This window comes from Geodermatophilus sp. URMC 63, assembly GCF_053502565.1.
In genome coordinates, this window is sequence record NZ_CP199956.1 from 544678 (window position 1) to 559564 (window position 14887).

11 protein-coding genes are annotated in these 14887 nt (G+C 73.5%); 2 read left to right on the forward strand and 9 right to left on the reverse strand.

Features of this window, described 5'->3' with window-relative positions; all coding sequences use genetic code 11:
- Positions 1-296 precede the first annotated feature (296 nt).
- Together ACWIZO_RS02630 and ACWIZO_RS02635 are read right to left on the reverse strand one after the other, a co-directional pair.
- Positions 297-1397 (reverse strand): mannose-1-phosphate guanylyltransferase, encoded by a 1101-nt coding sequence (locus ACWIZO_RS02630; protein ID WP_448640995.1) that lies wholly within the window; start codon positions 1395-1397, stop codon positions 297-299.
- Positions 1394-2422 carry a glycosyltransferase family 2 protein gene (locus ACWIZO_RS02635; protein ID WP_448640996.1) on the reverse strand — a complete coding sequence of 343 codons (1029 nt, stop codon included), beginning with the start codon at positions 2420-2422 and terminating at the stop codon, positions 1394-1396. The genes ACWIZO_RS02630 and ACWIZO_RS02635 overlap by 4 nt, the downstream gene beginning before the upstream one ends.
- A 187-nt stretch (positions 2423-2609) precedes the next feature.
- Here ACWIZO_RS02635 and glf point away from each other — a divergent pair, with 187 nt between their 5' ends.
- Both glf and ACWIZO_RS02645 read left to right on the forward strand, forming a co-directional pair.
- Positions 2610-3797, forward strand: coding sequence for a UDP-galactopyranose mutase (gene glf / locus ACWIZO_RS02640; RefSeq protein ID WP_448640997.1), 1188 nt, complete (start codon positions 2610-2612; stop codon positions 3795-3797).
- A gap of 68 nt (positions 3798-3865) precedes the next feature.
- The gene (locus ACWIZO_RS02645; RefSeq protein WP_448640998.1) at positions 3866-5833 is read left to right on the forward strand and encodes a glycosyltransferase; all 1968 of its coding nucleotides are present in this window, start codon (positions 3866-3868) and stop codon (positions 5831-5833) included.
- Positions 5834-5953: 120 nt separating this feature from the next.
- Here ACWIZO_RS02645 and glfT1 read toward each other — a convergent pair whose 3' ends face one another.
- From glfT1 to ACWIZO_RS02680, 7 genes are all read right to left on the reverse strand, one after another.
- A complete protein-coding gene (gene glfT1, locus ACWIZO_RS02650; RefSeq protein WP_448640999.1) occupies positions 5954-6895 on the reverse strand; it encodes a galactofuranosyltransferase GlfT1 in 942 nt (313 codons plus the stop codon).
- Entirely contained in the window at positions 6892-7662 is a 771-nt protein-coding gene (gene wzt / locus ACWIZO_RS02655) for a galactan export ABC transporter ATP-binding subunit Wzt/RfbE (RefSeq protein WP_448641000.1), read from the reverse strand. Before wzt ends, glfT1 begins: the two co-directional genes overlap by 4 nt.
- Positions 7659-8492 carry a galactan export ABC transporter permease subunit Wzm/RfbD gene (wzm, locus tag ACWIZO_RS02660; protein ID WP_448641001.1) on the reverse strand — a complete coding sequence of 278 codons (834 nt, stop codon included), beginning with the start codon at positions 8490-8492 and terminating at the stop codon, positions 7659-7661. Before wzm ends, wzt begins: the two co-directional genes overlap by 4 nt.
- Positions 8493-8590: 98 nt before the next feature.
- Positions 8591-9532 (reverse strand): glycosyltransferase family 2 protein, encoded by a 942-nt coding sequence (locus ACWIZO_RS02665; protein ID WP_448641002.1) that lies wholly within the window; start codon positions 9530-9532, stop codon positions 8591-8593.
- A complete protein-coding gene (locus ACWIZO_RS02670) occupies positions 9529-10854 on the reverse strand; it encodes a lipopolysaccharide biosynthesis protein (RefSeq protein ID WP_448641003.1) in 1326 nt (441 codons plus the stop codon). The genes ACWIZO_RS02665 and ACWIZO_RS02670 overlap by 4 nt, the downstream gene beginning before the upstream one ends.
- Before the next feature lie 309 nt (positions 10855-11163).
- Positions 11164-14346 (reverse strand): LGFP repeat-containing protein, encoded by a 3183-nt coding sequence (locus tag ACWIZO_RS02675; RefSeq protein ID WP_448641004.1) that lies wholly within the window; start codon positions 14344-14346, stop codon positions 11164-11166.
- Positions 14343-14885, reverse strand: coding sequence for a hypothetical protein (locus ACWIZO_RS02680; protein ID WP_448641005.1), 543 nt, complete (start codon positions 14883-14885; stop codon positions 14343-14345). Before ACWIZO_RS02680 ends, ACWIZO_RS02675 begins: the two co-directional genes overlap by 4 nt.
- Positions 14886-14887 lie beyond the last annotated feature (2 nt).

A 14887-nucleotide genomic window follows, 5' to 3' on the forward strand; every position in this document is an offset into this window, starting at 1 on the left:
GCGGGACGGGAGTGACCGGGTGGCTGCCAACTGCTGCTCCTCGGAACGGGTGGCGCTCGGCGCCCGGTCCTCGGCGAGGAGCGGCGCGAGCGTGTGGCCGGACGGGGGCGGCGACGGGCACGTGTGGCTCACGCGCACGAGGGTCTCCGTCCGGGTGCGCCCCGCCGTCCGGTGGACGCGGCGACGCGGCTGCGGCCACGGTAACGGCCCGACCGGCGCGCGCGGGGACGTGCGCGGGGTGGGTGTGACGGAAGGGTCACCCGCGCCGGGTGCACCCGGACGGACGGCGGGCGCCCTCAGCTGTAGCGGGCGCCGAACCGCTCCTCGACGGCGGCCAGCAGCTGCTTGACGCGCTCGGCGACGCCCACCGGGCAGACCATCGTCACGTCGGCGGTGGCGACGACGACGCTGTCGCGGACCCCGACCAGGGCCACCACGTGCCCCGGGTCGTCGCTGAAGACGATGTTGCCCGCGCTGTCGAGCGTCACCGCGAGCCCGGCGACGGCGTTGCCGTCCTGCCCGGCCAGGGTCTGCGCCAGCGCCGGCCACGAGCCCACGTCGAGCCACTCGGCGTCGAGGTCGGCGACGAGCACCCGGCCGGGCTCGGTGGCGGCCGGCTCGAGGACGGCGTAGTCGACGCTGGTCTTCGGCAGGGTCGGGAACACCTCGGCGAGGACGGCGTCGCGCGCCGGCCCGGCGGGCGCGGCGAGGACCTGCGCCAGCCCCCCGGCGGTGGCCGGCAGGTGCTCGGCCAGCGCCTCGAGGACGGTGCGGGCCCGCCACACGAACATGCCGGAGTTCCACAGGTACTCCCCCGACGCGAGGTAGGCCTCGGCGGTGGCGCGGTCGGGCTTCTCCTTGAAGGCGGCGGCCTCGGCGACGCCGGGCACGCCGGCCGGGGCGCCGCGGCGCACGTAGCCGAAGCCGGTGGCCGGCGCGGTGGGCCGGATGCCGAGGGTGACCAGCGCCCGCGGGCGCCCGGCCAGCGCGTCGTAGGCCGTGCCCAGCGCGGCGGCGAAGCGCTCGACGGGGCGGATGACGTGGTCGGCGCTGACGACGGCGAGCTCGGCGTCGGGGTCGGCCTCGGCCACGAGCGCGGCGGCCAGCCCGACGGCGTTGGCGGTGTCCCGGGCCACCGGCTCGAGCACCAGCCGGTCCGGCCGCAGCCGCGGGAGGGCGGCCTGCACCTGCGCGCCGTACCGGGCGGCGGTGCACACCCAGATCCGCTCGGCGGGCAGCACGGTCTCCAGCCGGGCGAAGGCCTCGGCCAGCAGGCTGTGCGCTCCGCCGCCGTCGGCGTCCCCGACGACGTCCAGGAGCTGCTTGGGCCGCGCGGCGCGCGACAGCGGCCACAGCCGGGTGCCCGAGCCGCCGGCCATGATCACGGCGTGCCTCATGCGCCGGCCCTCCGGCGCACCCGGGCGGCGCGGCCGACGTCGTCGGCACCCCGTCGGCCGCGGCCGACGTCGTCGGCACCCCGTCGGCCGCGGCCGACGTCGTCGGCACCCCGTCGGCCGTGGCCGACGTCGTCGGCACGGCGCTGGAAGCGGGCACCGGCGGCGACGCGGCCGCTGACGTAGGAGACCAGCATCCGGGCACCGAGCCCAGCCCGGAGCGCACCGCGCAGCGGCGCGTGCCACCGGCCGGGGTACTGACCGGCCAGGTAGCGCAGGGCGCTGGTGTGGTGCACCCGCTGCATGCGGTGCGGCTCGCGCCGGGTGGCGTGGCCGCCCTCGTGCACGACGACCGCCGACGGCGCGTAGACGTGCAGGTAGCCGGCCCGGCCCAGCCGCTCGGCGAGGTCGACGTCCTCGAAGTACATGAAGTAGCCGGGGTCGAAGCCGCCGACGGACCAGAACGCCGCGAGGTCGACGAGGAAGCAGGAGCCCGACAGCCAGCCGGCGGTGCGCTCGCGCGGGGCCTCCCGCTCGCGGCGGTAGCGCGCCGTCCAGGGGTTGGCCGGCCACGCCCAGCCCAGCAGCGCGTGCCCCGCGCCGGTCGACAGCCGCGGCAGGTCGCGCGCCGACGGGTACAGCTCGCCCTCGGGGGTGCGGATGGCCGGGCCGACGGTCGCCGCGCGGGGCCAGCGGGCGGCGACGGCGAGCAGCTCGTCGACGGCGCCGGGCTCGAAGCGGACGTCGGGGTTGGCCACCAGGGCGTACCCCTCCGCCGCCCCGGCCAGGCCCGCGTTGACCGCCGCGCCGTACCCGACGTTGCCGCCGGTGCGCAGCAGCCGCACCTGCTCGTACCGGGCCGCGACGTCCTCCGGGACGCCGTCGGTGGAGCCGTTGTCGGCGAGCACGACCTCGACCGGTGACGTCGTCGCGTGCGCCAGGGAGGTCACGAACCCCTCGAGCGCCTCCCCCGGCGAGTACGTCACCGCCACCACGCGCAGTGGTCGGGCAGCAGCGGAGGGGGGCACGGGGTGACTGTAGAGGCGGCGCTCCCCTGGCCTGCGTGGGCGCCACCCGTCGGGGTGAGCCGCCGGAGGCGTGCCCGACGGGCCCGGTGGGACCGGTGGGACGAGGGGGACGGGCCCGTCACGAAAGGCGCCGGACACCCCCGCTCGGACCGGAGCGGGAGGAGCCGCGCCGGTACAGTCGCGAGGCGTGACCTCAGCCCGTCCTGACCTCGTCGTCGTCGGTTCCGGCTTCTTCGGCCTGACCGTCGCCGAACGGGTGGCCAGCCAGCTGGACAAGCGCGTGCTCGTCCTCGACCGTCGCGACCACATCGGGGGCAACGCCTACTCCGAGCCGGAGCCCGAGACCGGGATCGAGATCCACCGGTACGGCGCCCACCTGTTCCACACGTCCAACGAGCGGGTCTGGCAGTACGTCAACCAGTTCACCGAGTTCACGAAGTACCAGCACAAGGTGTACTCGATCTACGCGGGCAAGACGTACTCGCTGCCGATCAACCTGGCCACCATCTGCCAGTACTTCGACAAGAGCTTCTCCCCGTCCGAGGCCCGGGCGCTGGTGGCCGAGCAGGCCGGCGAGATCGACACCGCCGAGGCGCAGAACCTCGAGGAGAAGGCGATCTCGCTGATCGGCCGACCCCTGTACGAGGCGTTCATCCGCGGCTACACCAAGAAGCAGTGGCAGACCGACCCCACCGAGCTGCCCGCCGCCGTCATCGCCCGCCTGCCCGTGCGCTACACGTTCGACAACCGGTACTTCAACGACACCTACGAGGGCCTGCCGGTCGGCGGCTACACCGCGTGGCTGCAGAAGATGGCCGACCACCCCAACATCGAGGTGCGCCTCTCGACGGACTGGTTCGACGTCCGCGACGAGCTGCCCGCCGACGTGCCGACGGTGTTCACCGGGCCGATCGACAAGTACTTCGACTACGAGGCCGGGGAGCTCGGCTGGCGCACGCTGGACTTCGAGACCGAGGTCCTGCCGATCGGCGACTTCCAGGGCACCTCGGTGATGAACTACGCCGACGAGGACGTCCCCTTCACCCGCATCCACGAGTTCCGGCACTTCCACCCGGAGCGGGACTACCCGGCCGACAAGACGGTCGTGGTCCGCGAGTACTCGCGCTTCGCCGAGACCGGCGACGAGCCCTACTACCCGATCAACACGCCCGAGGACCGCGCGAAGCTCGAGCGCTACCGCGAGCTGGCCAAGAAGGAGGCCGCGGAGCGGCGGGTGCTCTTCGGCGGCCGCCTGGGCACCTACAAGTACCTGGACATGCACATGGCCATCGGCTCGGCCCTGTCCATGTTCGACAACCGCATCCGCCCGTTCTTCGACGAGGGCGGCGCGCTCGACGGCCGCCTCGACGACTGACCGCCTCGACGACTGACCGCTTCGACGACTGACCGCCTCGACCTCGACGCAGAGGACTGATCTCCCCCATGACGACGACCGCACCCCAGGTCTCCGACGCCCCGGTCAAGCCCGACACCGTCAGCGAGCCGGCGGACACGGACCTCACCCCGGACAAGGCGGTCACGCTCGTCCAGCGCGTCCTGATGCCGCGGCCGGCCGACCCGCTGAAGGTCCGCAGTCTCTACCTCGACGAGGAGAACGCCTCGGCCCGCGTCCGGCAGGACGGGCGCCACTCCGGTGCCATCGCCGCCGGCGACGAGGTCTCCTTCGCGACCTACTTCAACGCCTTCCCGGCCAGCTACTGGCGCCGGTGGAGCGTGCTGGGCTCGATCGTCCTGCGCGTGACGGTCTCGGGCACCTGCCGGATCGACGTCCACCGGTCCAAGGCCGACGGCGAGTCGATGCACGTCACCGGCGTCTCGCACGAGGGCGACGAGGAGCGCACCGTCGAGTTCGAGCTGGACCTGGCGCCGTTCATCGACGGCGGCTGGTACTGGTTCGACGTCACCGCCGAGAGCGACACCGTCGTCCGCGAGGCCGGCTGGTACGCCCCGCAGGCGCCGACCGAGGAGCCCCGGCTGGCCGTCGGCATCTGCACCTACAACCGCCCGGTCGACGCGCTGGCCGCCGCCCGCGCGCTGGTCGAGGACCCCGCGGTGCTCGACATCCTGTCGCTGGTCACCATCGCCGACCAGGGCAACAACCACGTCAAGGACGCCGTGGGCTACGCTGAGGTCAGGGCGGCGCTGGGTGACCGGCTGCACGTGGTCGAGCAGCCCAACCTCGGCGGCAGCGGCGGCTTCGCGCGCACCATGCACGAGGCGTTCACGCGCAGCGACGCCACCCACGTGGTGCTGCTCGACGACGACATCATGATCGAGCCGGACAGCCTGCTGCGCGCGCGGGCGTTCGCCGCCTACGCGAAGAGCCCGATGCTCGTGGGCGGGCAGATGCTGGCGCTGCAGAACCGCTCGGTGCTGCACAGCATGGGTGAGATCGTCGACCGCGAGACCTTCTTCTGGACCAACGCGCCCAACACCGAGTACCACCACGACTTCGGCAAGAAGACGCTGCGCGAGTCGCCGGACCTGCACCGGCGCATCGACGTCGACTACAACGGCTGGTGGATGTGTCTCATCCCCAGGACCGTCGTCGACTCGATCGGCATGCCGCTGCCGGTGTTCATCAAGTGGGACGACGCCGAGTACGGCCTGCGTGCGTTCGCCGCCGGCTTCCCGACCGCGTCGTTGCCGGGCACGGCCATCTGGCACCTGTCCTGGGGCGACAAGGACGACGCCAGCGACTGGCAGGCCTACTTCCACATCCGCAACCGGCTCATCGCCGCGGCGTTGCACTCGCCGCACAAGCACGGCGGCAAGTTGTTCCGCGAGATGCTCCGGGCCGACCTGCGGTTCCTCATCAACCTGCAGTACTCGACGGTCGAGCTGCACCACCTGGCCTACCGTGACTTCCTCGCCGGCCCGGAGCCGCTGTTCAGCGGGATGCCGCGATCCGTGGTGAAGGCGCGCGAGGTGCGGACCACGCACGCCGACGGTCAGGTGCTGCCCTCCTCGGCCGACCTGCCCCTGCCCTCGATGCCGACGGCGAAGGCGGTGCGCTTCCGCCGCATCCCGGTCAAGCCTCTGCAGATCGGCAAGACCCTGGTCAAGGCGCTGGCGCACAACGCCCGGCCGGTCGACCCGGAGAACCTGGAGACGCCGCAGCTGAACCTGGCGTTCCAGGACGCCCGCTGGTTCCTGCTCTCCCGGCTCGACAGCGCCACCGTGGGCACCGCCGACGGCCGCGGCGTCACGTTCCGCCGTCGTGACCCGGCGACCTTCCGCCGGCTCGCGGCCACCTCGGCGCAACTGCTGCGCCGGATGTCGGCGGAGTTCCCGTCGCTGCAGCGCCGCTACCAAGCGGCGGCCGGCGAGCTGACCTCGATGGACCGCTGGAGCGAGGCGTTCGAGGAGTGGGGCTACACCCGCGTCTGAGGAAGGACCCCCTGCGCGGCCCCGCCACCCGCAGGCTCGCGGCGGGGCCGCGCAGGGGGCCGGAAGTGGAGAGGGCCCCGCACCGGTCTCCGGTGCGGGGCCCTGTCGTTCCTCCCGGCGTCAGGGCCGGGTCAGCCGCTCCCGTCGGCCGGCGCGGGTCAGCCGGCGCCACTCGCGCCAGCCCGCGGGGTCGCGTCGGGAGACGAGGAAGAACCAGCCGAAGCGGACCGTCTCCAGAGGCCGCAGCCAGCGCATGCCGGGCTGGGCCATCAGGTAGCCGCGGTTGCGGTACGTGAAGTACCGCTTGACCTCGTTGGCCGGGTACTGCGCCGACAGACGGCCACCGAGGATCGGCGCGAACTCCGTCGTCCCCTCGGGGTGCAGGTAGGTCGCCTGCGGGCAGGTGCCGAACCGGAGGCCGGCGCGCAGGAGCCGCCGGTGGATCTCGGTCTCGTCCCCGCGGAAGAACAGCCGGTGGTCCGGGACGCCGACGACGTCGAGGGTCTCGGCGCGGAACAGCGCGCCGTTGAACAGCGAGGCGTAGCCCGGCAGCAGGTCGAGGCCGGCGAAGTCGCTGCGGCGGCGGCGCCAGGTCAAGCCGCGGCGCAGCGGGAAGGCCAGCCGTTCGGGGTCGGCCATGTCGGTGACCAGCGGGCTGACCTCCGCCAGCCCGTGCCGCTGCGCGGCGTCGAGGAGGGTGGCCAGCACCGTGCCGTCGGCCGGCCGCCCGTCGTCGTCGGCGCACCAGACCCACTCCGCGCCGATCGCCAGGGCGTGCAGCATGCCGTAGGCGAACCCGCCGGCTCCGCCCAGGTTGCGCCGGCTGGGCAGGTGGGTGGCCGGCAGCCCGCTGGCCGCGACGACGTCGACAGCCGACTGGTCGGGGCCGTTGTCGACGACGACCACGAGGTCGACCGGCCGGGTCTGCGCGGCGATCGCGGCGAGACTCTCGGCCAGCAGCTCCCGCCGGTGGCGGGTGACGACGACAGCGACGACGCGCTGCCCCGCGGCGGGGTCGGCCGGAGGGACGGACTGCGGCGAGGTGCGGGCCGCCGCCGTCACGCCGGCAGGCCCTTGTAGGCGCGCAGCACCTCGTTGAGCTCGCCCTGCTGCTTGATCTGGCCGTGCTCCATCCAGATCGCGGTGTCACACAGTTCGCGGAGGAACTCGTCGGAGTGCGAAGCGAAGACCAGCAGCCCCGAACGCTCGACGAGCTGCACCAGCCGCTGCTTGGACTTCTCCAGGAAGGCCGCGTCGACCGCGCCGATGCCCTCGTCGAGCAGCAGGATCTCGGGGTCGATGCTGGTCACCACTCCGAGGGCCAGGCGCACCCGCATCCCGGTGGAGTACGTGCGCAGCGGCATGCGCAGGAAGTCGCCCAGCTCGGTGAAGTCGGCGATGTCGTCGACCCGCTGCTCCATCTGCTTGCGGCTCATCCCGAGGAACAGGCCGCGGATCATGATGTTCTCGAGGCCGGAGATCTCGGGGTCCATGCCGACACCGAGGTCGAACACCGGCGCGACGCGGCCGCGGATCTCGGCGACGCCGCGGGTGGGCTCGTAGATGCCCGACAGGAGGCGCAACAGGGTGGACTTACCGGCGCCGTTGTGGCCGACCAGGCCGACCCGAGCGCCGTGCTGGAGGTCGACGGTGACGTTTCGCAGGGCCTCGATGACCGGCACCTTGCTGCCGCTGTCGATGTTGCCGCCGACCAGACCCATGACGGTCTTCTTCAGCGAGCGGCTCTTGGCGTCGAAGATCGGGAAGTCGACGCAGGCGTCCTTGGTCGAGATGCCGATCGAATCGGGGATGCTGTCGGACACGCTCACACCCAGTAGGAGACGCGGGACCGGTAGCGGCGCAGGACGAGCATCGTCAGCGCCCAGCCGGCCACGGTGATGGCGAGGACGACCACCCAGTACCGCAGCTGCTGGTCCTGGCCCAGCAGCGGGCGTCGGATGATCTCCACGAAGTGCAGGAACGGGTTGAACTCGGCCAGCCGCGCGCGTTCGGCGATGGCGGGGTTCGGGCTGTCGATCAGCTCGTCGTAGACCCAGACGATCGGTGTCAGGAAGAAGGCCAGCTGCACGACGCTCTGCGTGATCGGCAGGATGTCGCGGAACCGTGCGGTGATGACACCGACGGCCAGCGCCACCCACGCGCCGTTGACGGCCAGCAGGAGGAAGGCCGGAACGGCGTAGACCACCGTCCACTTCAGCGGCTGCGGGAAGACCAGCAGCATGACCAGGTAGACGATCAGGTTGTGGGCGAAGAACAGGGTCTGGCGCCACACCAGCCGGTAGACGTGCACCGACAGCGGGGACGGGAGGTGCTTGATCAGCCCCTCGTTGGCGATGAACACCTCGGAGCCCTCGGAGATGCAGCCGCTGATGAAGGCCCAGACGATGAAGCCCACGAGCACGTGCGGCAGCAGCCGCTCGAGCGGGATGTCGAACAGTCCCGAGTAGAGGATGCCCAGCGCGATGGCGGTGACCGCCATGCTGATGGTGATCCACACCGGGCCGAGGACCGAGCGCCGGTAGCGCTGCCGGATGTCCTGCCAGCCCAGGTGCCCCCACAGCGACCGCTGCTCCCAGCCGCGCCGCAGGTCGACCACGGCCGCGGTGAACGTGCGTCCGGCCGGTTGTGCGAGTGCCACGCTGGTCCACGCTACCTGCGCGCCCGGGACCGGCCCGCCACCGCTGGGGTCGGCGGGACCGGTGGGACGGCCGTGACGGCGGAGCCGGCTCACCCCCGTCAGGAGGGCGTCCGGCCCCCGGCTGACAGGCGCAGCCGGCGGACCTCCTGGCCGATGCCACGGAGGCCGTGGCCGAGCAGGGTCCGGACGGCGTCCGGGCGACGCCTGCGGACGGCGGCCGGCAGGTAGGTGAGCGCGTGCAGCCGCGAGGAGGTGTGCAGGCGGGCCGCGCGGGCGGCGCGGTGCCAGCCCAGGCGGTCGAGCTCCTCAGCGGCGGTGAGGAAGAACCGACGCTCCTCGTCGAAGCGGGTGCCGTCCAGGGCGCGCCAGGAGGAGTCGCTGCCCGAGTGCCGGCGGTAGGCGAAGCAGATCGTGGGGTCGTACACGAGCGTCTCGCCGCGCATGAGCAGGTCGAGCACCAGCTGCAGGTCCTGGACCACGTGCAGCCCCGGCCGGAAGCCGACCTCGCGGATCTTGGCGACGTCGAAGCACAGCGCCGGGAAGTAGAGCCAGTTGCCGCGCAGCAGGCTGCGGGCCAGGTCCTCGCCGCCCATGACCGTGCGCTGGGCGAGCTTGGGCTGGTACAGCCGCTTCTTGGTCTCGTCGACCAGCGTGCGGACCTCGGTGCCGTGCTCGTCGATGACCTTCACACCGGGCTGGATGACCGCCGCCGTGGGGTGCGCCGCCCGGGCCGCGGAGACGACGGCGACGTACTCGGGCAGCATCAGGTCGTCGGCGCCGAGGATGACCACGTCGCGCTGGCGCGCCAGGTCGATGCACTTCTCGTAGTTCTTGTTGGCGCCCAGGTTGACCTCGTTGCGCAGGTAGGTCACCCGGTCGTCGCCGAGGGCGCCGAACCACTCGGCCACGGTGGGGTCGGGGTAGCCGTCGTCGACGACGGTCAGCGTCCAGTCCGGGCTGGTCTGGGCCTGGACGCTCCGGACGGTGGCCCGGAGCATGTCCGGGTCGCCGTAGAACGGGATCATGATGTCGAGCGTCAACGGGGCTCCTCGTGCGGGGTGCGGTCGGGGACGGGGGCGGCCGGCTCGCGGAGCGCGAGCCGCACCAGCCCGTACGGCGAGGTCAGCTCGTGGACGGCCAGCGTCGTCGCGGCCACCACGGTGGTCACCAGGACGATGCGTCCGGGCGAGTCGCCCAGCAGGAGCAGGCCGGTGGCCTGCGCGACGGCGGCCAGCGCCACCAGGACGATGAGCACCCGGTCACGCCGGGCCAGGCTCATCATGATGTGGACGTGCACCAGGGCCAGCAGCGTCATGGCCACGGCCAGCGGCGCGGCCAGCGAGTAGGCGCCGGCGTAGGCGGCGCCGAAGACGCCGGTCACCAGCGACGCCGGGGCCAGTGCGATGGCCACCGCCACGACGCCACCGGTGACCACGGTCGCGGCCATCACCAGCAGCGCGGGCCGGCGGACGCTCAGGCCCGCCTCCAGCCGCGCGGTGACCTTGGGCAGCAGCACCAGCGCCAGCGCGGACGGGCCGTAGAGCGCGATCTTGCCCAGCAGCGCGGCCGACGCGTACAGGCCGGCCTCGGTGGCGCCGAGCGTCACCTTGCCCACCAGCAGGTCGACGTTCGTGAGGGAGGCGAAGGCGGCCAGCGCCACCAGCGCCGTCCGCACGTCGGGCAGCGGCGGGGTGTCGCCGTTGGCGGTGCGCTCGCGCCGGCGACCGGCGAGGAGCACCAGGCCGGCGACCGTCGCGACGACCATGGCGCCGAGCGCGCCGACGACGCCACCCAGCAGCGCCAGCGGTACGAGGAGGAGCGGCCGGAAGACGCCCATGGGGCCACCGAGGACGGCGGCGACGACGCCGAACTGTTCGCGCCCCTGCCGGGCGCCGAGGCCCACGTAGAGGCCCATGCCCAGCACCAGCCAGGCTGCCCCCACCAGCCACACCCACGCCGAGGTCAGGTCGAGGACGGCGACCGCGGCGGGGGTGCCCAGGACCAGCAGCGCCAGGATGCCGGCCTGGACCACCGCCATGCGCCGGGCGACGGCGCGGGCGAGCGCACGCGCCCGGTGGCCCTGCCCGCGTGCCTCGAGGGCGGCGGTGTCGCGGGCGAGCGCGGCCTGGACCCCGGTGGCGGGCATGAAGGCGATGGTGGCCAGCCCGGTGATCGCGCTGACCTCCGCGAACTCCGCCGGCGTCAGGAGCCGGGCGGCCAGCACGTAGTACAGGTAGTTGCCGACGTGCCCGGCGAGCGAGCAGACCAGCAGGACCAGCCCCGAGCGTGCACCCGCCGACGTCAGCACGGCAGGCAGCCGGGAGCGGGAGCTCACCGGGGCGCCGCCGTGGGTCTCGCTCACCGCGTGGAGCACCCCATCTCGCACCTTCCCTCTCTCCCCGGCCCGTCGCCGAGACCGGCCACCACGACCTCGAGTGGTCGGTGACCGCGGCGTCCACCCGGACGCAGGAGTCCTCCGGGTTCCGGGCTCGGTGCCGGTCTCGGGACAGCGAGGAGCCGGCACGGTCGCAGACCGCCCGCGGAGCGCCTGCGACTCTAACGGCCGACGGGCTCCCCCGCCCGGTCCCCCGGTACCTCGGGACCCCGTCAGCCCCACGCGCCGCGCCCGTCCCACCCGGCCGGACGCCCGGCGTCCCACCGGGTGGGACCGTCAGCCCGGCTGGACCTCGACGGCGCCGTCCCGGACGACGATCCGTCCGCGCTGGAAGTCGACCTGCCCCGTTCCGTCCCTCACGTACTGGTCCCCCACGGGTTCGCCCAGGCTGCCGGTGGGGCCGCCGGCCGAGACCCAGGCGTCGAGCACGTCGTTGCCCATCCGCCGCGCCACGCCGGTCGAGGTCCAGTACAGCGCACCTCCGGTGAAGCGCTGGACCACGCCGCCTCCGAGTGCTCGCTCGTCCGACGTCGGCGCACCCAGCGCACCGGACAGCCCACCGGCCGCCGACCAGGCCGCTCCGATGCCGCCGCGCACCGGGTGCGCGCCACCGGCCGCCGTCCAGTAGATCGACCCGCTCTGGAACCGCTGCACCTGCGCTCCGCTGACGGTCGACTCCTCGGCCATCGGGAAGCCCAGCGGCCCACCGGGACCACCCGCGGCCACATACGCGTCGCGCAGCCGGGCGCTCACCGCCCGCCCCCCGGTGGCCTCCGACCAGTACACGGTGCCGCCCACGAACGCCTGCGACCGCCCCGGGCCGGCGCCGACCTCGTCCGACGTCGGCGCACCCAGCGCACCGGACAGCCCACCGGCCGCCGACCAGGCCGCTCCGATGCCGCCGCGCACCGGGTGCGCGCCACCGGCCGCCGTCCAGTAGATCGACCCGCTCTGGAACCGCTGCACCTGCGCTCCGCTGACGGTCGACTCCTCGGCCATCGGGAAGCCCAGCGGCCCACCGGGACCACCCGCGGCCACATACGCGTCGCGCAGCCGGGCGCTCACCGCCCGCCCCCCGGTGGCCTCCGACCAGTACACGGTGCCGCCCACGAACGCCTGCGACCGCCCCGGGCCGGCGCCGACCTCGTCCGACGTCGGCGCACCCAGCGCACCGGACAGCCCACCGGCCGCCGACCAGGCCGCTCCGATGCCGCCGCGCACCGGGTGCGCGCCACCGGCCGCCGTCCAGTAGATCGACCCGCTCTGGAACCGCTGCACCTGCGCTCCGCTGACGGTCGACTCCTCGGCCATCGGGAAGCCCAGCGGCCCACCGGGACCACCCGCGGCCACATACGCGTCGCGCAGCCGGGCGCTCACCGCCCGCCCCCCGGTGGCCTCCGACCAGTACACGGTGCCGCCCACGAACGCCTGCGACCGCCCCGGGCCGGCGCCGACCTCGTCCGACGTCGGCGCACCCAGCGCACCGGACAGCCCACCGGCCGCCGACCAGGCCGCTCCGATGCCGCCGCGCACCGGGTGCGCGCCACCGGCCGCCGTCCAGTAGATCGACCCGCTCTGGAACCGCTGCACCTGCGCCCCGCTGACGGTCTCCTCGTCGGTGACCGGGAGCAGCAGGGGCCCGGACTCGCCGCCGGACCGCACGTAGGCAGCCAGCACCCCGCCGTGGACGGCGACGGTCTGGGAGCTGGTCAGGCGGTAGAGGACACCGCCCTGGAAGTCCTGGCCGATCTCCCCTCCGGGCAGCCGGCGCTGGTCTGCGATGGGCAGTCCGAGGAAGCCGGTCGGACCTCCCCGCGCTGCGAACCCGCCCTCGAGCGCGTCCAGCACAGCATGACCCTCGGTGGCCGGTGACCAGTGGATCGTCCCTCGCTGGAACTCCTGGACGACGCTGGTGCCGCCGGGGACCAGCCCCTCAGGTCCGACCGGGTACCCGAGGTCACCGCCGGCAGCCCCCAGCCGCCGGTAGGTGGCGAGCACGCCGCCACGGACCGGCTGGGCACCGGTGGAACCAGACCAGTAGAGGGATCCACCCTGGAAGTCCTGGACCCGTCCGACGCCGTCGCCCGCCGGCAGTTCCCCGCTGACCGGGAACCCGAAGACGCCGGCGTCAGCCCCGAGCGCCGTCCACGTGGCGAACATGCCACCTCGGATCGGCTGGGCACCGGTGGCCGGCGACCAGAGGATGCTGCCGCCCTGGAACCGCTGCACCCGGCCGACGCCGTCCGCCGTGGACAACTCACCGGTGGTCGGGAACCCGAAGACGCCCGTGTCGGCGCCGAGGCCCGCCCAGGTGGCGAGGACGGCCCCGCGGACGACCTGGGCACCGGTGGCCGGGGCCCAGTAGATGGTGCCCCCCTGGAACTGCTGGAACCGGCCGACGCCGTCAGCGGTCACGACCTCCTCGCCGACGGGGTAGCCGAGGAGGCCCGTCTCCCAGCCGGACTCGGCCCACTTGCCGCCGATGCCGCCGCGCAGGACGTGCGCACCAGAGGCCGGCGACCAGTAGATGGAGGCCTGCTCGAAGTGCTGCAGGCAGCCTCCCGCCACCAGGCCGCAGACGGGCTCCGCCAGCGGGGCACCGATCGACGCCGGGCCCATCCGGTAGTAGGCCGCGGAGATCTCGGCCGTCCCGGCGTCGTGGGTGGAGCCGAACCAGTCGGTGTAGTAGTTGTAGAAGTTCCGGTTGCCGTAGGCGGAGCACCCGTCACCGGTGCCGTAGCCGGCCCGCAGCGCTGCCGTGTTGGGCTGGTAGGGCGTGTAGGTGTAGAGGCCGGCCGTGGCCTGGTTGAGGATGAAGACCGACGAGCTGCCACAGGCGGAGTTCGGGTTGTAGAGGATGGTGTTCCACCGGCCGGGGAAGTAGTTCCGTGGCCTGGCCGCGTACTCCTTGAACCGGTGGGCCGCGCTGTACACCTGGTTGGAGAAGCCGAAGTAGAGGCTGTCGCAGGGCGCGGTGTCCGGGCAGGCGTAGCCCGTCGCCTTCTGGTACTTCGTCGCGTTCGGTGACGTGGTGGTGACCAGCCCCTGCTCCTTCTGCACCAGCACCAGCAGCACACGCGGGTTGATCCCACAGGCCTGGCCGACCTCGGCGATGATCGCGGCAGCCGTCTCACCGGCCTGCCCGTCGTAGAACCCGCAGTGGGCGTCGGCGGCTCGGTCGGGAGTGTTCTGGGTGTAGGCCCGCAGGCACGGGCTCCCGTCCGAGCCGGTGCGGCAGTTGGCGCCCTTGAGGTCCAGGAAGCGCTGCACGTCGGCGGTCGACATGGACCAGCCGTCGAAGAACACGGCGTCGCTGATGATGTCGCCGGGCTGGAAGCGTGAGAGGTCGGCCGTCTCCTCGAGGCGGTCCCGGTCGCCGGACAGCGTCACCGTGAGCAGGAGGGCCAGGACGGCGAGAACACCTGCCGAGGTCAGCAGGCGGGTCCGGGCCCTGCTCACGGGATGACGACCTGCACGTCGGCACTGGAGCCGGAGGACCCCTCCGAGCGGTAGTCCAGCCGAGCGACCCACGTGCCCGGGGCGAGCCGGTCGACCGGCACCGACAGGAGGGCGCAGGCCGTCGACTGGGCGTCCGCGAAGGCCTCACCCTCGACGCTGACGTCGGGCCGGCCGGCGTGGCTGAGCACGAGCACGCAGCGCCCACCGTCCTCCACCAGAGCGGGGACGAAGCCCGACACCTCGACGGCGGCGCTCGCCGGCGTGACGGCGGCGTAGGTCACGAAGACCTCCCGGTCCGGACCGGGCCGGACTCCGGCGGGCGAGTCCGTGGCCACGTCGGTCGGCTCCGCGTCGTCGGTCGGGCCGGCGCTCGGGGACGACGCCGTCCCCGTCGCCCCCGTCGGCGCGGCCGCCGGGGAGGTCGACGCCGGGGAGGTCGACGCCGGGGAGGTCGACGACGGGGACGGCGCGGCGGAGGAGTCGTCCGGTGCGGAGCCCGAGGAGGAAGAGGAGCAGCCGGTCAGCACGAGGGCGGCCACGA

Bases quoted from the DNA above. Each gene is read 5' to 3' on its own strand.
- ACWIZO_RS02645 (WP_448640998.1), top strand. From the start codon at position 3,866: ATGACGACGACCGCACCCCAGGTCTCCGACGCCCCGGTCAAGCCCGAC.
- ACWIZO_RS02630 (WP_448640995.1), bottom strand. From the start codon at position 1,397: ATGAGGCACGCCGTGATCATGGCCGGCGGCTCGGGCACCCGGCTGTGG.